The organism is Candidatus Defluviibacterium haderslevense (assembly GCA_016712225.1).
In the GTDB taxonomy this organism is placed as follows: Bacteria; Bacteroidota; Bacteroidia; order Chitinophagales; family Saprospiraceae; genus Vicinibacter; species Vicinibacter haderslevensis.
In genome coordinates, this window is the sequence record JADJRL010000003.1 from 1799718 (window position 1) to 1823732 (window position 24015).

A 24015-nucleotide genomic window follows, 5' to 3' on the forward strand; every position below is an offset into this window, starting at 1 on the left:
ATTTGAGTAACCAATTGTATTTCAAACATTTATGTATTAATTAATTGCAAAATTTTGCCAAATAGTAATTGAATTTATAAACAATGGAGTAAGTTCAACTTCCTAAAAACATACATTCTGTTAGCTATTCAAAGATATTGTAAAAGTACTTCCCAACCCATATTCAGACTCGACCATAATATTTCCTCCTTGTGCTTCTATGAATTCCTTACTGATGGCTAAGCCCAATCCTGTGCCTTCCATTTTTGTTCCCGGAACTTTAAAATAGCGGTCAAATATTTTGTTTTTGTATTGTGGGGCGATGCCTTGTCCTGTATCGCGAACAGATATTTCAACTTTATTATCGTTTTGCTTTACAGATAAAAAAATCACAGAATTTTCATAAGAGTATCGAATTGCATTGGAAATTAGATTGGTTAATACCCAGGTGGTTTTTTCGGTATCAGCGAGAACTGCAATATTATTTTCAGGGCAGTTGATTTCAAATTGAATATGTTTTTGATCTGCTTGAGTTTGGGTGGCATGAATAGCAAATAATAATATTTCTTTTGGGTCAGAAGGCAAAATTGAGAGTTGAATATTACCGCTTTCTATTTGGGTCATATTTAACAATTCTCCCGTAATTTTTAATAATCGGTTTGCATCTTCTTTTATACTGTTTAATAGATTTGTTTGTTCCTCATTGAGTGGACCAATTTGCTCGTTCTCCAATAATTGCGCGCTCATTTTAATGGATGAAATGGGTGTTTTAAATTCGTGTGAAACCGTAGCAATAAAATTGGTTTTAGCAAAATCTAATTCTTTATATTCAGTTATATTTCTCAAAATAATGACGTGACCAATAAGTTGAGATAATTGCTCTCCTGTGGGTGTAATGGATATGTGCAAGGTCTCTTTTTCAAAATATCCTTCTTTGTTATTGGTATAAATTTTTATGGGTTTACGTTTTGTTTCTTTTCCATTATCTACCATCTTTAAATCTTGGATAAGAGATCTGACTAAGTCATTTGTGAGAGCTAATTCATGTGTATTATGCCCAATCATTTCTGCTAAACTAAAACCGATAATTTTAATAGCTTCTTCATTCGCAAAAATTACTTTCAAGTTTTCGTCCAATCCAATTACTGGGTCATGCATGTTGTTTATTAACGTTTCAATTCGTTTTTTCTCCATCATTAATTTGGCCAGATTACTATTATTATATTCTTCAAGTTTTTCAGCCATGGTGTTAAATGATTTTGCTAATTGTCCAAATTCACTATGGCTTTCTAAATGTACTCTTTCAGAATAGTTTTTTGAGGCAATTTGCTTGATACTTTCTGACAGCTGTTTAATAGGATTGGCAATATTAGAAGGTAAATTAACCAGTAGAATAAAGGCTATTAAAAAACACATTGTACCACTTAATGCAATCCAAAAAACAGCTTTATCAGCTGTTTCTTTTGCCACTTCACTTTTGCGTTGGATGGCTTGCATATTTAAATCCATCAGTGTGAAAATATTTTTGCGAATTTCTCCCAGTATCAAGGAGTCCGATTTTTTTTGTTTAAAGACTTCAAAATTGTTTCTTAAATCTTCTGTAGTTTCTTTTTCTCCAATTTCTGATATATTATTTTCTTGATATTGAAGGTTAATTTCAAATTTTTGATAAGCTTTTTCTGATCTATCTTCTAGTGAAACCAACATAAGTCTACTATACTCTAAGGTATTGTAGTTAGCCACTAGGATATTTTCAGTATCTTGTTTTAATTTATTTGAATACGTTGCCCCTACAACACTAAGTAATATAATTAATAGGAAAAGTAGACCAACTCCAAGTGTTAATTTAGTTTTAATTTTCATTTAGGATAGTATTACAAGGTCAATATTATTTGTTGATAATTTTTTCAAAAGTTCATTAAACACATTTGTTGCTAAAATAATTTTGAATAAATTTAAGTGAGGTTTACCGACACATATCGTTGTGATTTTTCGTTCACTAGCTTGGTCTATTATTGCTTTTGAAACAGAAGTACTTTCAACTTTTATTATTTCTGCACCTAATTCAGTTGCTAATTTGAAATTATTAATAAGATGTCTTTGTTTGTCCAATGCAATTTTATCTGAATTTTCTTTTGGCGTTTGTACATACAGTACATACCATTTACTATGATAGTAATTAGCTAATCGAGCTGTTTTACGAATTACATTTTTAGCTGTTTTATCATTACTGCTGATGCAAGCTAAAAATCGTTCGTGTTTGATGGAATTTGTTTTAGTAACTTCATTTTCTACTTTGCGTTCCACTTGAGAAGCCACTTCCTTTAGTGCCAATTCTCTGAGTTGTAAGATATGATCACTTTTAAAAAAGTTGTTTAGTGCTGTTTCGATTTTTTCAGCTTGATAAATTTTACCTTCTTTTAAACGCAAGATTAATTCATCTGCCGTTAAATCAATATTGACCACTTCATCAGCTAAAGCTAAAACACTATCTGGTATACGTTCTTTAACATCAATTCCTGTAATGTTTTTTATTTCTTCGTTTAAACTTTCAATATGCTGAATATTAACAGCGGAAATTACATTTATCCCTGCGTCTAGAATTTCAATAACATCTTGCCAACGTTTTTCATTTTTACTTCCTTCAATATTAGTATGAGCTAGTTCATCTACAATAACTACTTCAGGTCGTAAACTGATTACTGCTTGAACATCCATTTCTTCTAATTCCTTACCTTTGTAAAACAGCTTCCGTCTGGGAATAACTGGCAATCCGGTTAATAAATCATGAGTTTCTTTTCGATGATGAGTCTCGATATATCCAATTTTTACGTCAATACCGTTTTTGAGCAACGTGTGTGCTTCTTGTAACATCCGATACGACTTGCCTACACCAGCACTCATACCAATGTAAACTTTAAATTTACCTTTTCTTGACTTTTTAATTAAATCGAGAAATTCTTGTGCTGATTTTCTGGTTTCTTCCATAGAATTTTAATTTAAGTCAAAAAAAAGCCAGATGGTTAATGCTCATTAATTTTATTATTTTTTTAGAACGTAATGCCTAATGACGATGTTAGAAAATAGTTGGCTTTGTTTGATTTACTGTCCAAGAGGAAAATTTGATCTTTACTGCTTAATCCTCTGCCTTCAATTCTAAACATCACATGATCCGTCGGCAAATAATCAAAGTTAATGGAATATCCAAATGTTTGAAATCCATTGGCAGTGTTTGTTGCTATTATTACACCATTTTTATCTGAATAATACTCTCCCCGTGCAGCAATTCTTATTTTTGAAGTTGGTTTATATTGCAGAATTAAAACAGGTGAATACCAGGTATTATATTCACTTGTATCTTTAGTTACTTGTTGCATGCCAATATCAAAACCCGCAGTTATACCAAATTTTTCGGTTAATTGAATTTGTCCATAAAAATTATTAAAGAAGCGCTTTTGAGATAAACTATCAGGTAAATCATTACCAGCAAATGTACTCCAATTGCATGTTATTTTTGAATTCGGCTTGTAAATTAGCTGTGTTCCAAAAGCAGGTGATTGATTTCCGATAACACGTTGTATTCGTTGCCAACCATTCAAGTACATTGCTGCTAGATATAGTTTTTCATTTGTTGAAGTATAACTAAGTTTAATTCCTGACTCATAGTAAGGTGAGTTTTCTGCTAATATACTTCGAGTTAGGTTCCAACAATCCTTTCCAATAGCACTTTCAAAACCAATGTGTGAAGGCATTATCCCTGCATCTATCCAGATATTTTTCTTGTTCGAAATTTTGACACCTACATTGGCCTCAAAAATGTTTTTCAACAAACCTTGTTCTGCTGCTAAATTATATTGAGCATAGGTTCCTCCCATAAGAGCAAAATTCCCTCTAACTTTTTCTGTTGTGTAATTTGCTTTAACAAACCCCAAATTTAAATTGACTTCGTTGTGTCTGTTAAAAGAGTAAAAGAAGGATGGTCGTTCATGACTTTCGGGCTGGCTAAAATCATAACTGTAATAAGTTTCTACATAGCCTGAAAATGTCAGAGGATTGGTTTTAGTTAATTCTTGTGCTTTTATGTTAAATAAACCTAAAGCTAAAGTGGCAAAAAGTATTTTTTTCATTTTAATTATTTTTTATGATTTTATTTTAATTGATCTAATGCAAGATTCAGTTTTAATACATTTATTTTTTCAGGACCAAATATACCAAATATAGGCTTTTCGGTATTTTGTTCGATAAGTTGTATAAGGTTTTGTTCCGTAATATTTCTGATTTTAGCTAAGCGTTTCACTTGTACATTGGCAGCAGCCAAAGAAATGTTAGGATCTAATCCACTGCCGCTTGCGGTAACTAAGTCGGAAGGAATTTCTGATTTTTTAACTTCTGGATTATGAACCAAAAAAGTATCAATTCGTGCCTGAACTTCAGCTAAATAATCTGGATTACTTGGCCCTTTATTACTTCCGCCACTTCCTGCTGCATTGTACCCGACAGCAGATGGTCGCGAATAGAAATATTTGACATCAGTAAAAGACTGTCCAATATTGGTATAATAGGTTTTACCATTCTGAGTTATGATTTGACCTTTACCCTTATTTGTTGTAAATTGTGCTATACCATAAACTGCAAGTGTATAGATACCCATAAAGAACACCAGACATACTAGTGTTAGTTTTATTGCTGGAAATATATTTGTTTTCATTAGATTTTTTTTTATATAAATATTGAAACAAGTAGATCAATTAATTTGATGCCAATAAATGGAATAATCACACCGCCTAAACCATAAATGAATAGGTTTCTGCGAAGTAACGCACTAGCACCAATGGGTTTGTAAGCAACTCCTTTTAGAGCTAACGGAATGAGCATGGGAATGATAATAGCATTGAATATGACAGCAGATAATATGGCACTTTCTGGGCTGTACAAATTCATTATATTTAGTCCTTGAAGTGATGGAATGGCTACAATGAATAAGGCCGGAATGATGGCAAAATATTTTGCTACATCATTGGCAATACTGAATGTAGTTAGCGTTCCTCTGGTCATTAATAATTGCTTTCCAATTTCGACAATTTCAATTAATTTGGTTGGATCATTATCTAAATCAACCATGTTGCCCGCTTCTTTTGCGGCTTGGGTTCCGCTATTCATAGCCACACCAACATCTGCCTGTGCCAAAGCTGGAGCATCATTCGTTCCATCACCCATCATGGCTACTAATCTTCCTTCAGCTTGTTCTTTTTTGATGTAATTCATTTTATCTTCTGGTTTAGCTTCTGCAATAAAATCATCTACACCAGCTTTTTGAGCTATAAATTTTGCTGTTAATGGATTATCACCAGTAACCATAACTGTTTTTATTCCCATTTTTCGTAACCTTTCAAAACGTTCTTTGATTCCAGGTTTGATAATGTCTTGTAATTCTATCACTCCAATCACATGTTCATTTTCAGAAACTACTAATGGCGTTCCACCGTTACTAGATATTATTTTAACCCTCTCAGTTGTTTCTGAAGGAAACGTATTTCCTGCGGCTTCTGAGAGGATTTTAATTGCATCTGATGCGCCTTTTCGAATTCTAAAATGTTCAAAATCAATTCCACTACTTCGTGTTTCCGCAGTGAATTTTATAAATCTAGGATTTTCCATTTTTAAACTAGATGGATTTATTTTAGCTAATTCAATAATGGATTTACCTTCAGGAGTATCATCACTCATTGAACTTAAAACCACACACTTTATAAAATGCTTTTCGTCAATTCCATTCGCAGGATAAAAGTTTGTTGCTTTTCTGTTTCCAATAGTAATCGTTCCTGTTTTGTCTAGAAGTAATACATCAATATCACCAGCAGTTTCTACCGCTTTACCACTTTTAGTAATAACATTAGCTCGTAAAGCTCTATCCATACCTGCTATACCAATGGCAGAAAGTAATCCACCAATTGTTGTGGGAATTAAACAAACGAACAAGGATATGAATGCTGAAATTGTAATGGGAGTATTGGCATAATCTGCAAAAGGTTTTAGTGTTATGGTTACAATGATGAACACCAAAGTAAAACCTGCTAGCAAAATAGTTAATGCAATTTCATTAGGTGTTTTTTGTCGCGATGCACCTTCTACTAACGCTATCATTTTATCCAAAAAACTTTCACCCGCTTCGGTCGTCACTCTAACTTGAATTCTGTCACTGAGCACTTTGGTTCCACCCGTAACAGAACTTTTATCACCACCTGCTTCACGAATTACTGGAGCACTTTCACCGGTTATGGCACTTTCGTCAATAGTTGCTAGCCCTTCTACGATTTCACCGTCCATTGGAATAATGTCTCCTGCTTCACAAAAGAACAAGTCATCTTTTTTTAACATGGAAGAAGGAATCAGTTGTACTTCACCAGAATGAAATTTACCTATTGCAGTAATTTTCTTTGCAGGTGTTTCTTCTCTTGTTTTCCTAAGACTGTCGGCTTGTGCTTTTCCTCTTGCTTCGGCTATTGCTTCTGCAAAGTTGGCAAAGAGTAATGTGAGAAGTAAAACAAGAAACACAATAAAATTGTACATAAAACTTCCTTGCGATTGTTCACCTGCTAATATCCACAAGCAAACAAAAAACATAACTGCCGTTCCTACTTCTACCGTAAACATTACAGGATTACGGAACATGATTTTTGGATTAAGTTTCACAAAAGACTGTTTTAATGCTTCTGACATTAAGTCTTTTTGAAATAAGGATTTATCTTTTGTCATTTTGTTTATTATTTAAGCATTGAGAAATATTCGGCAATAGGACCAAGTGTTAGGGCTGGAAAAAAAGCTAAGGCAGCTAATATCACTATAACTGCAAATACCATAAGGCCAAAAGTGGCAGTGTCTGTTTTTAGGGTTCCATTACTTTCAGGTATGTACTTTTTACTTGCTAAAATACCTGCTATGGCCACAGGACCAATTATTGGAAGATATCGAGCCAATAGCATCACTATACCACAGGCTATATTCCAAAATGGTGTATTGTCACCGAGTCCTTCAAAACCACTACCATTATTGGCACTGGAAGAAGTAAATTCATATAGCATTTCACTAAACCCATGATAACCTGGGTTAGCTAACCAAGAAGCATATTCAGTTGGATTTTGTGCAAACAAATAACTGGAAATAGCAGTGCTGACTAAAATCAAAAAAGGATGAAGTAATGCTATCATCATTGCAATTTTCATTTCTTTAGCTTCTATTTTTTTACCTAAAAATTCAGGTGTTCTTCCCACCATTAAGCCGCTTATAAAAACCGCCAGAATGATGAAAATGTAGAAGTTTAAGAAACCAACACCAACTCCACCATAAAAGCAATTGACCATCATTCCAAGTAAAGTAAACATTCCAGTGAGAGGTGTCATACTATCATGCATTGCATTTACAGAACCATTGCTTGTAACCGTAGTGTTTATGGCCCAATACGCTGAAGCTCCTGAACCAAAGCGTACTTCTTTGCCTTCCATACTTCCTATGTTTTGTGCAATACCCATCTTCTGAATTGCAGGATTTCCTTGCATTTCATAATAAATTGCAGGAAAGACGAAGCATAAAAATCCGAAAGTCATTACTGCAAAAATGATCCAGGCTAACTTTCTTCTTTTCAAAACAAAACCCATTGCAAATACCATTGCAATTGGAATTAGAACAATGGAAATAGTTTCTACGATGTTGGTGAGATAATTTGGATTTTCTAGAGGGTGAGTTGAATTAGGGCCATAAAAACCGCCACCATTAGTTCCTAATTGTTTTATTGCAACAAAACCAGCAACAGGACCTCGGCTAACTTGTACAGTGTCGCCTTGTAAGCTTATAATAGTGTCTTTACCTTCAAAGGTCATTGGAGTTCCATTAAATACTAAAATTATGGCAACAATAAATGCTAAAGGGAATAAAATTCTAGTACAACTACGAACAAACAAACTATAAAAATTTCCTAGTGTTGTCGTGGTTCGTTCTCTCATCGCATTAAAAACTACGGCACAAATTGCAATGCCTGTTCCTGCACTAATAAATTGCCAAAGCATTAAAATTAATTGCCCTAAATAAGATAAGCCACTTTCTCCCGAATAATGTTGCAAATTGGTATTGGTAACAAAACTTACAGATGTATTAAATGCCAGATCGCCAGTCATTGAGGGATTGGCATCAGGATTGAGAGGTAACCAACTCATATTGGTCAATACAAACATGCAGATGAGAAACCAAATAAAATTAATAGTAAGCAAGGCTACTAAATGTTGCTTCCAATTCATTTCAATTTTAGGGTCAATGCCGCTTAACTTGAAAAACAAATGGTCAAGCGGATTGAAAACTTTATCCAGCCATGTTTTTTCATAACTAAAAACTTTACCGATGTAACTTCCTAAGGGTATTGCGAACAATACTACCAGTAAAAACATAAGGATTACTCCAAGAATTTCTGAGTTCATTTCTTTAATTAATTGATATTAAACAAAATTTTGATTTTCCAATAAACGATGTATAGTAAAGAAATTGCAACAAGCATTGCTATTATAAATACTGTAAAATGTTTTAATTGGTCCCATTTCGTTTTAAAATTTTTCAGGCTTTAGCAAAACATAACACATGTATGCGAAGACCCCTAGTGCGATAATAAATAATGCTATCATAATTTTTAAATTTTTTCAAAGAAGTTAATGGTTTTAAAAAATAATAAGAAGCCTAATGCTCCAACGATGGTTAGAATTCCTGTGATCATGATTTAAATATTTAGAGAATGTATTTTATTGTTCATATCTTTCCATTGATATCTTTCTTTGAGTTTAATAATTGGTATTATAACCCTGACGAATAAATCTGTTTTTGATATTCTGAATGCAATGATTTTGGTAGAAATTGTTTAATATTGTATTGATGCATTTCCATAAATAGCGTCACAGAAAATATATAACCATTTACAATTGCATTTTTCATTTCAGTAGAGCCTATTTTAAAAATACCTTCGGCTCTTTGCAAACAGGACTTTGCCATTGCAATATTACCAGCCAAAATATGTTCTTTTGTAAGGTTTGCCAATTGCTGGACTTGTTGATATATGCTCGGAATTGCTTTAACATTCATTGTTGATATGATATTGATCATGCCAATATCAAGTCAAGTTTTAGTCCAGTTGTAATTAATTGATGCTAATTAATTGATCTGTAGTTTATTAAATAAAATGAACACAAAATAATAAATCAAAAACCCTTTCAAAATGAAAGGGTCGATACTAGCGTTTTGAAAGGATCCATTTATTCTATTCCGTATTCGGAAAGTTTTCTGTAAAGGGTAGTTAATGCAATATTCAGCAATTCAGCAGTTTTAGTTTTATTTCCATTAGCGTAATTCAGCACTTTTTGGATGTGAATTTTTTCAGCACTGGCCAACTCGAATGCTGAAAAGGTTTTGTCATTCTTTGAAAGATTTGTTGTGTGTTGCATTTCAATGGGTAAGTTTTCAATGACCAATTCCTCTGAATCGCAAAGAATGACACTTCGTTCAATGACATTTTTAAGCTCACGAATGTTGCCATTCCATTGATGCTGTTTTAAAGCTTCTATAAATTCCTTAGAAATCAATTTTATCTTTTTATTGCTTTTGAGTGCATAGATGTTTAAAAAGTGAATGGCTAATATTTCAATATCAATGACTCGTTCTCTTAAAGGTGGTAATGGAATTTGGAAAACAGAAATGCGATAAAATAAATCTTGTCTAAAGTGTCCCGACTCAATTTCTTTTTGAAGATCTCTATTCGTTGCAGCTATAATGCGAACATTTACTTTGGTAGACTTATTATCACCAACACGAATAAATTCTCCGGTTTCCAAAACACGTAATAATTTGGCTTGTAAGTCCAAGGCCATTTCTCCAATTTCATCTAAAAAAATGGTGCCGTTGTTGGCCTCTTCAAAAAGTCCTTTCTGATCTTTTACAGCTCCAGTAAATGCCCCGGCTTTATGTCCAAACATTTCACTTTCTAATAATTCTTTACTAAAAGCAGAACAGTTTATGGCTACAAAATTATATTTACTTCTTAGACTTTCTTGATGTATAGCTTGGGCAAATACTTCTTTTCCGGTTCCAGTTTCTCCCGTCAATAAAACGGTAGTATCAGTTCTTGCAACTTTTTGTGCTAAATCAATTGCTTTTTGGATAGGTTTTGATTTGCCTATTATGCTGTCAAATGAATGTTTGTCACCTAGTTGTTTTTCTAATACTAATACACGTTTCGATAAGCTTACTTTTTCAAGAGCGCGATATAATAATGGAATAATTTTGTTGTTATCATCACCTTTAGTAATATAGTCAAACGCTCCATTTTTAATAGCTTGTACGCTATCAGGAATATTTCCATAAGCAGTTAATAAAATGATTTCTATGTGGGAATATTTTTCTTTTATTAATTTTGACAACTCAACACCATTTCCATCAGGTAATTTTACATCACAAAGGACAAGATCGATTTCGTTCTGTTCTAATTTTTTCAAAGCAGTTTTACAATCACCTGCTTGCACCACTTCAAATCCTTCTAGACTGATTATCCTTGTCAATAAGGTTCTCAGTTTTTCTTCGTCATCTATGATTAATATTTTTTTCAATCTCTTCGTTTATTTCGTTTTGTCAAAAATCAAAACACTTTTAATGAATCAATATTCTACGCTATGTAAGCTATTATTAAAGCTTATTAGTCCATTAACATTGATTTTAATGAATTAAATAATTTATAAGTAGTTAGTTTATTATGAACCAATAAAAGAATATTCAAAATCCGTCCATAAGCCCAAATATCAAAAATTTGCAATTTCAAGAGTATTTAATTTTGGTTCAAATTTAGTTATAGATTAGCTAATTCGAATACATCCCATATATGATTTTCAAAAGTTGTGGAATAAATAGTGTAAATGGTATTTTTGGTGATGGGTAGAATATGATACATTTATACCGGTGAAGTATTGTTCTTGTTATTCCTGACATGTCTTGATTGATGATTTATTTATATAAATTTATTTTTTTATGTTATAAATGGAGTGAATTATATTATCTTCACTTTACCTAAATACATACTATATGAGAATTTTTTATTATATGAAACCATTTACAGTGGTTTTATTTTGGTTTTTAGTAAATGCTATAATCGGTCAACAGCTCCAAGAAAACCAAAAATTCACAGATAATAATGTGCGACAAAATGTATTCGATGATCTGGACAAACCAGTGGTTTCTTGCCTGGTAGGGCCGTGTGAACCGGCTAAAATAGATTCAAATATTAAGGTTTGTGTTGGCCATATTCAGCTAACCGCTTCTGCAACTGATAATATTACGCGAGAAGATGATTTAATGTTTGAATACAAGTTTGATTTATACAATGATGGCAGAGGTGTTCATGGAGGCTATGACTTCCGAGTTGGAAAATTGTCAAAACATCAACATAATACGGGGGATACCGTGGAGTATGGACCTAATCCTTTTGCTGACGACTATTATAACCCTTTTAAGGCAAGTGGAACTTATCCTATAGGTATTCACAGAATCCGATGGAATGTTTGTGACTCGAGTGGGAATGTTGGTGTTTGTGAAACGCTGTTTGAAATTAAAGATTGCTTGGCTCCCATTCCAAAATGTAAAACTGGATTGTTGACCTGGGCAATACCATCAACCGGCAAAGTAACCATACTTGCCAATGATCTTGATTTTGGAAGTTTTGATAATTGTTCCTCTAAAGATAAGTTAAAATTCTACTTTGATGGAGATATAAACAAAACAAGTATAATGGTTACTTGCGATGATTTTATTGCGAGTGGACAATGCGATCAACTAAGATTTGAAGTAGAAATGTGGGTTGAAGATGAAGAAGAGAACAGGGATTATTGTAAAGCATTGATAATAGTTTTGGATAGTTTAGATGCATGTATTAATGGGGATGGGGCAACTATATCAGGAATTGTGACTGAAGAGAATAAAACGACCAGAGTAATTTCCACAATTCAATTGGAAACAAAGAATCAGCCCATACGAGAGGTTACAAAAAGTAATTTTCGTTTTAATTGTTTATATACTCCTTCTACTTATAAAGTACTACCAATTCGCAATGATGATCCTTTGAATGGAATATCCACAAGAGATATATTAAGAATTCAAAACCATGTTCTTGGTAAAAAACTTATCTCCACTCCATATCGAATGATTGCAGCAGATGTTAATGCTTCTAATTCTATTACAGCTGCTGATATTGTAGAAATGAGAAAGTTAATATTAGGCATTATTCCAAGTTTCAGAAAAGTAAATTCATGGACTTTTGTTCCAGCATCATATATTTTTCCTAAACCATCTAACCCTTGGAATGCACCTCGATTTGCAGAATTTAAAATTGATCATTGGCATACATACAATTCCGATTTCATTGCTATAAAAATGGGTAAAGTGTGGAGTCCATTAGATAGTGTGTCAAGCACCCAAATTCGTTCTCAAATGCCATTAAATTTCATTGTCAACAATGAATATTGCAAGGCCAATCAAATCTATAAAATACCCATCAGAGCAGAACATTTTCAAGATATTGAGGGATTCCAGTTTACTTTGAATTATGATCCCCAGCACTTGGTTTATCAAGGTGTCGAAGCTGGAGTAATACTAATTAATGAAAGTCATTTTGGGGATTTAGAAAATGGCAAATTAACGTCTAGTTGGAATTCAGACCATGCAGAAACACATACTAACGATGAAGTCTTATTTTATCTGAATTTTAAAGTGGTTGAAGATGGAGCATTAAGTACATCATTAAATATTAATAACGATGTTATAACATCAGAAGCATATACGTCAGATGAATCATTAAGAACTATTCAATTGCACTTCGCAGATGTCTTTGATAAACCCAAAAAGGATGAAATAATATTATTTCAAAATGTTCCCAATCCATTTAGTGACCATTCCACAATTAGTTATTTTTTAGACAATGAAGCTTATGTAACATTGAAAATTTGTGACATTACCGGGCGGTCGATATACCAATATTCAGGAAATGCAGCACAAGGAATGAATACTTTCCTTGTCACCAAGAAAGAATTAAATTTTGCCGGACATTATTATTACCATTTACAAACATTTAAATATATTGCCACTAAAAGTATGATTTTAAACCCTTAAATTCAATGAGATGAATATTACATTACCATTCTATTTTACACTTATTGCTTTCATCCTAAGTGTTAACTTGAAAGCAAATGATCATGTTAATTTATTCTTAGATAAATCATTGATTAATGAATATGATTTAGATATTTTAAACCCCGAAATCAAATGTGAAATAGGTTCTTGTGAAGCAGCCATATTTAAAGCAGCGGAGAAGTTGTGTTTTGCACATATTGATCTAACGGCTTCTGCAACAGATAACGAGACTTTATCTGATGATTTGGTGTGGTCCTATAAAATAGATCTATTTAATAATAGTCAAGGGGCTTATGGCGGTTTCGATATTTATGTTGGAGCAAAAAGTACCAACCAAATCAAAAATGGTGAATTACTCGAATTTCAATTCAATTCTTATTCCGACAGTATTACCCCATTCAAGGCTAGTGGTAATTATCCAATAGGTCTGGATCGCATCCGATGGATTGTTAAAGATCAAAGTGGAAATATTGGAGAATGCGAAAAGATTTTTGAAATCAAAGATTGTGTCGCGCCAACAGCTAAATGTAAGGCTAATTTCTTTTCATTGGCAATTCCATTATCACAATGTGTAGATATAATTGCAAAAGATCTTGATCAAGGCAGTTATGACAACTGCACGACTCCTGAGGGATTAAAATTCTATTTTGAAAGAGACCGAAGTAAATCAAAAATTACTGTTTGTTGCAATGATTTTGAAGCTGCAAATCAATCTGATGAGTTGAGAATTATGCAGGAAATTTCAGTTGAAGATGAAGTAGGAAATATTAATTATTGTAATGTGACGATATATGTTATGGATAATTTAGATTATTGCCAAAATTTACCAGCATCATCTAAAATAAGTGGTAAAATTGTTACACAGCATAATGAAGAACTTAAGAAAGTTAAAGTTCAAATTGAATCAATGAATAACACGCTACGTGAAACGGTAGGAAGCCCATATGAATTTGGGGATCTGACATGGCCAAAGGAATATACCATTATACCATCCCGAAATGACGAACCATTGAATGGCGTTAGTACCGCTGATATAGTAAAAATCCAGAAACATATTTTAGGTCAATCGTTAATTTCTGGACCATATAGTTTGATTGCGGCAGATGTTAATAATTCAGGGTCAATAACAGCTTCGGATATTTCTGAATTGAGAAAGTTAATCCTTGGTGTACAACCTACTTTTACCAAAGTAGCTTCATGGACCTTTGTTCCGGGCGATTATATCTTTCCAAATCCTACCAAGCCCTTTTCAGCGCCTAGAAAAAAATTACTACAAATAATAGAACCCAAAGAATATAATTCAGATTTTATTGGAATAAAATTTGGAGATGTCACAGGCAATGTGAAACCAGGTTTAACCAAAATGGATCACAGAACAACAGGTAAAATAAATCTATTAATAGAAAATCAATTTCTCTTAGCCAATCAAACTTACAAAATTCCCATCAGAGCAGACCGTTTTGACGATGTAGATGGATTCCAATTTACCCTGAAGTATGATGCACAGAATTTGGTTTATCAAGGCGTTGAGCCAGGTGTTTTGTCCATAAATGATAGCCATTTTGGTGATCTGGAACCAGGTGTTTTGACCTCCAGTTGGAATTCAGATTATGCTGTGAATCATGAAGCTGACGAAGTATTGTTCTATCTCATTTTCAATGTTTCGAAGGATGGAAATCTACAAGCTTTACTAGATATATCCAACGATATTATTAGTTCTGAAGCTTACGGATCAGATGAATCAACCAAAGATATTCATTTGAACTTTACAGAAATAGAGCAAAATGAGATAAAGTATGATTATATACTTTTTCAGAATGAACCCAATCCATTTAAGGGCATCACGAGTATTCGCTTTCAACTCCCTGATGACGCAAATTGCCATTTAATTATTTATGACCTAATGGGCAAAACCATTAGCCAACAAAGCTCTTTTGGTAAGAAGGGAATGAACGAATGGATGATCAATATTCCTAAGGAGGTTAAACCTGGAGTTTTGTTTTATAAATTGGTAAATTCCTACGGTGAACAAACCCGACGAATGATACAAAATTAAAGTAAAATAAACGATCGTTTTACTTATTATTAATTCAATATTAATGAACTACACATTTTTATTAAACATATTTGAATTATGTATAATTTAAAAAATACTGCCTACAGATTAGTACATTTCCGGCCTTTTTTATAGCTTTGCATTTGGAAATCTGATTTTTTAAAGATTTCTTGAATCGTGACATAATTAAAGGCGAAGCAAATTCCTTAAATTAGTCATATTTTAGTGTGTTAATTAGAATTAATTCCAAATTATATTTGGATTAATTGGAATGTCTGAAATTATTTTTTGATAATATCAAAGGGTAAATTTTTGGATGTTTTGATATTTTCAAGCTTAAATGGGTTCAGGAGATTAGATCGGTTTTCAGTTAACAAGACCAAAAATGATTCTCATGAACTTGAAAATGACCAAAATTAAAATTTTTCTAACTTGTATCGGTTTCTCGATATTTACAAGTTTTAGCTTATTTGCCCAGACTCCTCTTGAAGATGCTCAAGCATATTTAAAAGCTAATTCCCTAAAATTTGGCTTAAACGGCGATGATATTTCAGACATTGAAGTTTCTGCCAGCCATGTAAGTAGTGCCTCAGGAATTAAGCACATTTATTATACCCAGAAATTCAAAGGGGTTAGTGTTTATGGCACTTATTCTTCTCAGCACTATAACTCCAAAGGTGAATTCATTCACATTAATAATGCTTTTATTCCAAATTTGGAAAATGGCATAACTAATAAAATTCCAGCACCCCAATTGTCAAGTATAGAAGCCATAGAAAAAGTTGCATCAGCTTTATCCTTGTCTATTAAATCTCCACTTCAGATTATTAGTAATATTGGAAATGAAGAGCAAAAAGCTGTTATCAGTGATGGTGGTATTTCCTTAGAAAATATCCCGGTAAAATTGATCTTTTTTCCAAGAACTAATAGTTTATTTACTACCGATAGTAAAGAAACTAAAAGTCCATATGTTATAGACCTTGCATGGGAAATGTATATCTACGAGGCTAATCAAAACAACTATTGGTACCTGATTGTGGATGCTTTTAGTGGTAATATTTTATACAAGAACAATTTAGTTGTTAGCTGTGGTTTTGATGAAGCCAATCATGCACATCATGATCATCCACAATTGAATGAAGAAAGTTCAGAAACTTCCCGAGCATTCAATGTTAATGTGGCAGGTTCTTCTATGATGGTAGGTGGATATAGAGTTTATCCAATGCCAATTGAAAGTCCGGGTCACGGAGCCAGAAGCTTAATTAATAACCCAGATAATGCACTTGCTTCACCATATGGTTGGCATGATACCAATGGAGCCGTAGGTCCGGAGTTCACCATTACTCGAGGTAATAATACCCATGCTTATGAAGATGGAAACAACCCTGGATTTAGCCCAGATGGATTGGCAGCTTTGGTTTTTGATTTTCCAATAAATACAACATATATGGTTGGAGTTGATGAGTCTGAACCAGCTATTATTACCAATTTATTTTATTGGACAAATATTATACATGATGTAACCTACCAATATGGTTTTACTGAAGCAGCCGGTAATTTTCAAGTTAATAATTACGGAAGAGGCGGTCTAGGAAATGATGATTGCAGAGCTGAAGCACAAGATGGTTCAGGTACCTGTAATGCTAATTTTGGAACACCTCCGGATGGAAGTAGACCAACCATGCAAATGTATATCTGTGGTACGAGAGATGGTGATATTGATAATGGGGTTATACTTCATGAATATGGCCACGGAATATCTAATCGTTTAACGGGCGGCCCATCTAATGTCAATTGTTTGAATAACGCTGAACAAATGGGAGAAGGTTGGAGTGACTGGTATGCCATTGTAATGACTATTGAACCAGGTGATATGGGACCAGATAGAAGACCTATTGGTACCTGGTTATTTGGACAGCCACCAACGGGTGCTGGAATTAGAGCATTCCCTTACTCTACAAGTTTAGCTATAGATCCTAGAACTTATAATACCATTAAGACATCTGCCATCCCTCATGGTGTTGGATCGGTATGGTGTGCCATGTTATGGGAAGTTACCTGGGAACTGATCAATACATATGGCTATGATGCCAATTTTTATACTGGAAATGGAGGTAATAATAGAGCGCTTCGATTAATTACAGAAGCTATGAAATTACAACCTTGTTCACCAGGTTTTGTAGACGGAAGGGATGCTATATTATTAGCAGACAGAAATATATATAATGGAGCGAATCAATGCGCTATTTGGAGGGCATTTGCTAAACGTGGATTAGGATTAAGTGCTACTCAAGGTAGTACTAATAGCGTAACTGACGGTACTGAAGCATTTGATGTTCCGGTGGCTTGTCAGGCGGCCCCACCAACGATGGTTTGTTTTGATTATACAGGAGGAATGCAGACTTGGGTGGTACCTGCTGGTATTACTTCTATTACTATAGATGCTTATGGTGCTGCTGGAGCAACTGCTCTAAATAGTGTAAACGTGTGCGGTGGAAGTCCAGATAGAGGTGGATTGGGAGGTTATGCTAAAGGAACTTTAACGGTAACCCCTGGAGAGACATTGAATATTTTTGTCGGAGGAGCAGGACAAAATAGTGGTGCTGGTGCTTTTAATGGTGGTGGAGCTCCATGTGCTGATCCCAACACCTGCTCAGGTGGAGGAGGCGCTTCAGACGTTAGACAAGGCGGAAGTGCTTTAGCAAATAGAAGGATAGTTGCAGGAGGAGGAGGAGGTGCTGAATTCTCTTGTGGCGGACAAGGTGGTGGAGCTGGGGGTGGTTTAACCGGAGCTGATGCTTTAGGCGGGGATTGTAATCCTTCAGGAAGCGATGGAAAAGGTGGAACACAAGCTGCTGGTGGGAATGGAGGTGTTTTTGGTAATTGTGGATTCCCGGCATTATCTGGTGGAAATGGATCTTTAGGCTTAGGAGGAAACGCACCGCAAGGAGCCGGTACACAACATGCTGCTGGTGGCGGTGGTGGTTATTATGGTGGCGGTGGAGGTGCCACAGATGGTTCAGCTGGTGGAGGTTCTTCCTATATAGGTGGTGTTACATCTGGAAGTACAACTCCAGGACTAAGAACTGGTAATGGAAATATTTGTATTTCGTTTGCAGCCGCACCTTTAACTATAACTTGCCCGGCTCCGGTAACAGTAGGTTGTGCAACAAGTGTACCAGCACCAGATATTAACGCACCAACTAAATCTGGAGGTTGCCCTCCATTAGTTGTTACTCACAGAGGTGATGTAATCACAAATCAAACTTGTGCTAACCGATATACAGTTACCAGAACTTATAGAGTTACTGATGCTTGTCAAGCTACTGCAGAATGTACTCAAATTATTACTGTAAATGATATAACTCATCCTTCCATAATATGCCCAGCCGCAGCTTCTGTGGCTTGCGCTTCTTTAGTTCCGGCACCAGATGTTAATTTGGTTATTGCTGCAGATTTATGCGGTAATGTTGGTATTATTAAAGAATTCGTTAGTGATGTGATTACAAACCAAACATGCGCTAATCGATATACCATCACTAGAACCTATAGAGCAACAGATGTTTGCGGTAATTCTGGTACTTGTGCTCAAACAATAACTGTGAATGATCAAATAGCCCCAGTTATCGCATGTAAAAATATAACCGTCAGTATTCCACTCGGTGGCACATTAATATTGGCTCCAACAGATATGATCGTCAGTGCTAGTGATAATTGTGGTGGGGCAGCTGGAGTTACACTTAGTGCAAGCCAAACTTCGTTTACCTGTGCAGATTTAGGTGTTAAATCCATTACAGTTAGAGCTACAGATGCATGTGGATTAATGTCTACATGTATTGCTTTGGTTACCGTTCAAGACAACATATTACCAGTTATCAATTGTTCTAAGGATTATACGGTACATTTGGATCCAGGAGAATGTAGTAGAATCATAAACTTCGCATTACCTGACGCAACAGATAATTGTACACCTCCACCTACAGTAGTTCAAACAGGAGGATTGGTGAGTGGAAGTGATTTTCCAAGAGGGGTATCATGTCTGACCTTTAGAGCTACAGATGCCGGAGGAAATTCGGTAACTTGTCAATATTGTATCACGGTCTTAGAATACGCCAACCCAATTCGAGAATTAGTATGTAATGACGAAGTACAGATTTCATTGGACCAAAACTGTGAAGCTACCATTGGTGCTGATATGGTTTTGGAAGGAGGTCCATACGGCTGTTATGATGATTATATAGTTCAAGTAAGATACTGGACAACTACTGGAAACGGTGGATTAATCGATCGTAATCTGACAAAGCCGGGAATTCAAATCAATGGAAACGAAATAGGAAGGGAATTAAAAATAACGATAATAGATCCTGAGACAGGCAATAGCTGTTGGGGTCATGCTACAGTGGAAGATAAATTAGCGCCATTGTTGACTTGTCCAAGAGATACGTGCTTGCCATGTTCATCAGCAACCACACCATCAATAACAGGAGTGCCAACAGTGATCGAGAATTGTGGAGGAGCTAGTGTGAGTTATAGAGATAATGAAACCCAAGGAGGCTGTGCTGCAGGTTATGAATTGATTATTGTTAGAACCTGGACAGCAGAGGATGCATCAGGGAATAAATCGACCTGTGTTCAAAAAATCACAGTAAGCCTAGGAACCTTAGCAACGGTATCGGTACCAAGAAATTATGATAATATCGAAGAACCGGCATTGAATTGTAACGAAAAAATCGATCCGAATAAGAATGTTGGTCCACATATGTCAGACTTCCCTGAATGTGTAGACGGATATTTATTAGACTCAGCCTACTGGCGCGCTAATCCAAATCAACCGAACATCTATCCAAACAGAAGAATCCCAAGAGTATTGGGCTGGAACTGTATAGATAACCCAAATAGTCCAAATTACGGACATCCAAGTCCTGATGTGGTGTATTATCCTGCACACAGACAGTGGTCACAAACCAATCCATTGTGTTGGGGTCCTGATACAAGAGTGATGTGGCATGGAACAGGTCGCCCAAGTGGATCGAACTGTGCAAACTTAGCTATAACCTTCCAGGATATCATATTTGATTTAGCAACACCAAACTGTAATGCAGGCCCAATAGGTTGCTATAAAGTATTGCGTCAATGGACGGTATTGGATTGGTGTACTTCACAAGTAGGCGGACACAACCAAATCATCAAGGTAATGGATCAAGAAGGTCCACAGGTATTGTATCCGGATAGCACCCGTGTGAATATGGAAACATGGACATGTACGGGAAGATGGGAAGTACCAAAACCATGGTTATTAGATAATTGCTCAGAAGAATTACACTATAGCGTTGAGGTAGAAAATGGAACGGTATTGGGCGATGAAATAGCAGGATTTGTAGTGATAGATTTACCGGAAGGCATACAATATGGTTACATTATCGCAGTGGATTGCTGTGGAAATATAACGAAGAAACGCGTTGTATTAAACGTATTGGACAGAACACCACCACAAGCAGTATGTAGAACCAGAACTGTGGTGAGTCTTAATGGAAATCAAGAACCGGGTACCAACTACGCCAGATTATATGCAAAAGATCTTAATGAGGGGTCATTCGACAACTGCCAACCACATGTGTGGTTTAAGACGATCAGAATGGCTGAATTGTTGGGAACCAACAGTGGAAGTAATTCAAATAATACGGTAGCATGCGCAGGTTTAAATGGCGATGATAACTTAGTATTAGCTGGAAACCAAGTATACTTTGATGATTATACCCAATTCTGTTGTGCAGATGTAGGACAGAAAATCATGGTTGTATTGCGTGTATTTGATGTAGATCCAGGAGCAGGTCCACTGACACCGGTATCGATGACGAATCCAAATAGTGTATTGTTTGGAAGGTTCAGTGATTGTATGGTTGAAGTAGAAGTACAGGATAAGAGTGTACCAACAGTAGTAGCACCACCAAATATGGTTGTAAGCTGTTGGTATTGGTTTGATATCAACAAAGCAACAGATCCAAATGATCCAACCTTTGGTCGAGTAGTAACCAGCTTATCGAATAGAGCAAAAGTGAAAACATCAGATATCGTATGTCATAAGTTCTGCGAAAGAAATCAATATACAGGATATCCAGGCTATGTACAAACAAATCAATTGCCAATACCGGCACCGAATTTGGCGTGCAACTATTACAACCAATTGTTCGATACCGCACATTGGGATCGTAAGTATGAGTTAGTGTGGGGATTTGATGGTTATGCTATCAATGCCTGTGGAACCTCAGCAACGATTGTAGTTAATGACTTAAGAGAGTGCGGTCAAGGACAAATCCAACGTATCATTACAGCAACAGGACCGAACAATAGCCGTGTGAATGCCATCCAAACCATTTGGGTGGTGGATTGCGATCCATTCTTTATAGATCCATTGAATTGTAATGATCCAAGATATTCCGATATCCAATGGCCAAATGGTGTATGTAACCAAAATCCAATCGTAATCGATGGTTGCGGTGCAGACATCAGCCCAGAGAATCCACAATTGGGTAAACCAGTAGTGGTGAATAATGCAGATGACAATTGTGCATTAATCTCGATTGAAAAATTTGATGAGATCTTCACAATAGAACCAGATGCATGCTTCAAAGTATTACGTAAATGGGTAGTGATTGACTGGTGTCAATATGATCCGTTTATTGATCCAAACTTCGGAAGATGGGAAGCATTACAAGTGATTAAAGTAAGAGATCAAGATAAACCAGTAGTAACATGCAGTGTAGGACCATGCGAACCAGCAGTATTAGATCCAACATTAAAAGTGTGCGTAGGTCATATCAGCTTAACAGCAACAGCAACTGATAATTGTACACCAGTTGATTGGTTGTTCTGGGAATATAAGATCGATGCATACAATGATGGAAAAGGAATCCATGGAGGTTGGGACTACAGAGTAGGAACGTTGACCCAACGTCAATACAATGCAGGAGATACAGTAGAGTACAGCCATAATCCATTTGCAGATGACAGACACAATCCATTCAATGCAAGTGGTACTTATCCAATAGGAATACATAAGATTCGATGGAATGTAGAGGATGGTTGCGGAAATACGGGAGTATGCGAGACATTATTTGAAATCAAAGATTGTAAAGCACCAACACCATATTGCTTAACAGGGGTGATCACTGTCCCTATGCCATCATCAGGATGTGTGGATATATGGGCTAAAGATTTAGATCATGGAAGTTACGATAACTGTACACCAAAAGATAAATTGAAGATCTATTTTGATGGTGATGCGAACAAACCAAGTTTGACCATCTGTTGCGATGATTTTGTGAATGCTAAGGTGAATGATGAGTTAATCATCAATGTGGAAATGTGGGTGGAAGATGAAGAAGGCAATAAGGATTATTGTAAGACCATAATTGTGGTGCAAGACAATGATAGTATATGCTTGAACGTAGGATCGTTTGCTAAGATTACCGGAAATATAATGACCGAAGGAAATGAAGAAGCGAGACCGGTCAATGTACAATTAGACCGCAATGCAAGGATGATGCGTGAGATGACCGGAAGTCCATATTCATTCGGTAATTTAGTGGTAAATGACGAGTACACAATTAAACCAACACGGAATGATGATCATTTGAATGGAGTAAGTACAGCGGATATCGTTAAGATCCAAAAACACATCTTGGGTCAGACCGTTATAACGAGCCCATACAAATTGATAGCAGCGGACGTAAATGCGAGCGGAAGTATAACAGCATCAGATATATCTGAAATCAGAAAGTTAATCTTAGGCGTAAGCCCATCATTTGCAAAAGTGCAATCATGGACATTTGTACCAAGTAGTTATACATTCTTTGATCCAACAAAACCATGGACAGCACCGCGTTCATCCATAGTTATACCAACATCACCAATAGAGTACAAAGAGAACTTCATGGCAATCAAGATGGGAGATGTGAATGGCAATGCGAAGGCGGGCTTAGTAGGAACGGCAATCCGTACGACAGGAACCTTGAATTTTGTAATCGAAGAAGGAAGTGTTGTTGAAGGTCAGACGTACAGAATGAATGTTAAATCAAGTGACTTTGCAAACATCGCAGGCTACCAATTTACGATGAAGTATGACAACGAAAGTTTGGTATACGAAGGAGTAGAACGAGGTAGCTTAAACATCAATGAAAGCAATATTGGAACCATCAGAAGTGGAGTAATCACAACAAGCTGGAACTCAAACGTGGGAGAAAGCTATAAATCAAATGAAGTATTGTACAGCATCGTGTTTAAAGCAACAAGAAGTGGCAATATCAGTAAGATGATCAGCATCACGAGCGATGTAACAAGAGCAGAAGCATATGACAACCTGGATCAAGTTAAAGAGGTTAAATTAGGCGTACGCACAGATAAAGGAATTGTAGAAACAGGAGTGTTCGAATTGTATCAAAACGAGCCAAATCCGTTCAGCAAAGAATGCGTAATCAGCTACCGCTTACCGGAAGCATCATCAGTTAAATTAACGGTGTATGATGTAACAGGAAAAGTAGTAAGAGTATACGAATTGGCAGGACAAAAAGGCTTGAATACATATAAGATTACGAAGAGTGAATTAAACACTTCTGGTGTCTTGTATTACCAATTAGATGCTGCAGATCATACAGCTACCAAGCGGATGGTCGTAATAGATTAATTTGTTAAGCATAAGACTTTATTTAAGTTTTAAATAGAATATGAATGACCTCTCTTCATTACAATGGGGAGAGGTTTTTTATTTAACTTAA

The 24015-nt window shown here is 35.4% G+C and carries 12 protein-coding genes; 3 read left to right on the forward strand and 9 right to left on the reverse strand.

The window, feature by feature from the left end:
- Window positions 1-120: 120 nt before the first annotated feature.
- The 9 genes from IPK88_07270 to IPK88_07310 all read right to left on the reverse strand — a co-directional run bounded on the left by IPK88_07270 (window position 121) and on the right by IPK88_07310 (window position 10616).
- The gene (locus tag IPK88_07270) at window positions 121-1842 is read right to left on the reverse strand and encodes a HAMP domain-containing protein (protein ID MBK8243208.1); all 1722 of its coding nucleotides are present in this window, start codon (window positions 1840-1842) and stop codon (window positions 121-123) included.
- On the reverse strand, window positions 1843-2967 hold the full coding sequence (locus IPK88_07275) for a universal stress protein (protein ID MBK8243209.1): 1125 nt from the start codon (window positions 2965-2967) through the stop codon (window positions 1843-1845). It abuts the gene before it with no gap.
- 62 nt (window positions 2968-3029) lie between these two features.
- Entirely contained in the window at window positions 3030-4106 is a 1077-nt protein-coding gene (locus tag IPK88_07280) for a porin (protein MBK8243210.1), read from the reverse strand.
- A gap of 20 nt (window positions 4107-4126) precedes the next feature.
- Entirely contained in the window at window positions 4127-4687 is a 561-nt protein-coding gene (locus IPK88_07285; protein MBK8243211.1) for a K(+)-transporting ATPase subunit C, read from the reverse strand.
- 11 nt (window positions 4688-4698) lie between these two features.
- Complete coding sequence (gene kdpB, locus IPK88_07290) at window positions 4699-6735, reverse strand: potassium-transporting ATPase subunit KdpB (GenBank protein ID MBK8243212.1); 2037 nt, start codon at window positions 6733-6735, stop codon at window positions 4699-4701.
- A gap of 8 nt (window positions 6736-6743) precedes the next feature.
- Entirely contained in the window at window positions 6744-8447 is a 1704-nt protein-coding gene (kdpA, locus tag IPK88_07295) for a potassium-transporting ATPase subunit KdpA (protein ID MBK8243213.1), read from the reverse strand.
- A gap of 123 nt (window positions 8448-8570) precedes the next feature.
- Window positions 8571-8648 carry a K(+)-transporting ATPase subunit F gene (gene kdpF, locus IPK88_07300; protein MBK8243214.1) on the reverse strand — a complete coding sequence of 26 codons (78 nt, stop codon included), beginning with the start codon at window positions 8646-8648 and terminating at the stop codon, window positions 8571-8573.
- Window positions 8649-8814: 166 nt separating this feature from the next.
- Window positions 8815-9099, reverse strand: a complete 285-nt coding sequence (locus IPK88_07305; protein ID MBK8243215.1) for a hypothetical protein — start codon at window positions 9097-9099, stop codon at window positions 8815-8817.
- A 170-nt stretch (window positions 9100-9269) separates the two neighbouring features.
- The gene (locus IPK88_07310; protein MBK8243216.1) at window positions 9270-10616 is read right to left on the reverse strand and encodes a sigma-54-dependent Fis family transcriptional regulator; all 1347 of its coding nucleotides are present in this window, start codon (window positions 10614-10616) and stop codon (window positions 9270-9272) included.
- Window positions 10617-11085: 469 nt separating this feature from the next.
- On the opposite strand from IPK88_07310, the gene IPK88_07315 reads away from it, so the two are divergent.
- From IPK88_07315 to IPK88_07325, 3 genes are all read left to right on the forward strand, one after another.
- On the forward strand, window positions 11086-13164 hold the full coding sequence (locus IPK88_07315; protein ID MBK8243217.1) for a T9SS type A sorting domain-containing protein: 2079 nt from the start codon (window positions 11086-11088) through the stop codon (window positions 13162-13164).
- Window positions 13165-13174: 10 nt separating this feature from the next.
- Entirely contained in the window at window positions 13175-15241 is a 2067-nt protein-coding gene (locus IPK88_07320) for a T9SS type A sorting domain-containing protein (protein ID MBK8243218.1), read from the forward strand.
- 394 nt (window positions 15242-15635) lie between these two features.
- Window positions 15636-23924: a M36 family metallopeptidase gene (locus IPK88_07325; GenBank protein ID MBK8243219.1), complete on the forward strand. Its 8289-nt coding sequence runs from the start codon at window positions 15636-15638 to the stop codon at window positions 23922-23924.
- Window positions 23925-24015: the final 91 nt, after the last annotated feature.

What these genes read in the sequence shown, in the direction of transcription:
- IPK88_07270 (MBK8243208.1), bottom strand. Translation starts at nt 1,842, where the DNA reads ATGAAAATTAAAACTAAATTAACACTTGGAGTTGGTCTACTTTTCCTA.
- IPK88_07275 (MBK8243209.1), bottom strand. Translation starts at nt 2,967, where the DNA reads ATGGAAGAAACCAGAAAATCAGCACAAGAATTTCTCGATTTAATTAAA.
- IPK88_07280 (MBK8243210.1), bottom strand. Translation starts at nt 4,106, where the DNA reads ATGAAAAAAATACTTTTTGCCACTTTAGCTTTAGGTTTATTTAACATA.
- IPK88_07285 (MBK8243211.1), bottom strand. Translation starts at nt 4,687, where the DNA reads ATGAAAACAAATATATTTCCAGCAATAAAACTAACACTAGTATGTCTG.
- kdpB (MBK8243212.1), bottom strand. Translation starts at nt 6,735, where the DNA reads ATGACAAAAGATAAATCCTTATTTCAAAAAGACTTAATGTCAGAAGCA.
- kdpA (MBK8243213.1), bottom strand. Translation starts at nt 8,447, where the DNA reads ATGAACTCAGAAATTCTTGGAGTAATCCTTATGTTTTTACTGGTAGTA.
- kdpF (MBK8243214.1), bottom strand. Translation starts at nt 8,648, where the DNA reads ATGATAGCATTATTTATTATCGCACTAGGGGTCTTCGCATACATGTGT.
- IPK88_07305 (MBK8243215.1), bottom strand. Translation starts at nt 9,099, where the DNA reads ATGAATGTTAAAGCAATTCCGAGCATATATCAACAAGTCCAGCAATTG.
- IPK88_07315 (MBK8243217.1), top strand. Translation starts at nt 11,086, where the DNA reads ATGAGAATTTTTTATTATATGAAACCATTTACAGTGGTTTTATTTTGG.
- IPK88_07320 (MBK8243218.1), top strand. Translation starts at nt 13,175, where the DNA reads ATGAATATTACATTACCATTCTATTTTACACTTATTGCTTTCATCCTA.
- IPK88_07325 (MBK8243219.1), top strand. Translation starts at nt 15,636, where the DNA reads ATGAACTTGAAAATGACCAAAATTAAAATTTTTCTAACTTGTATCGGT.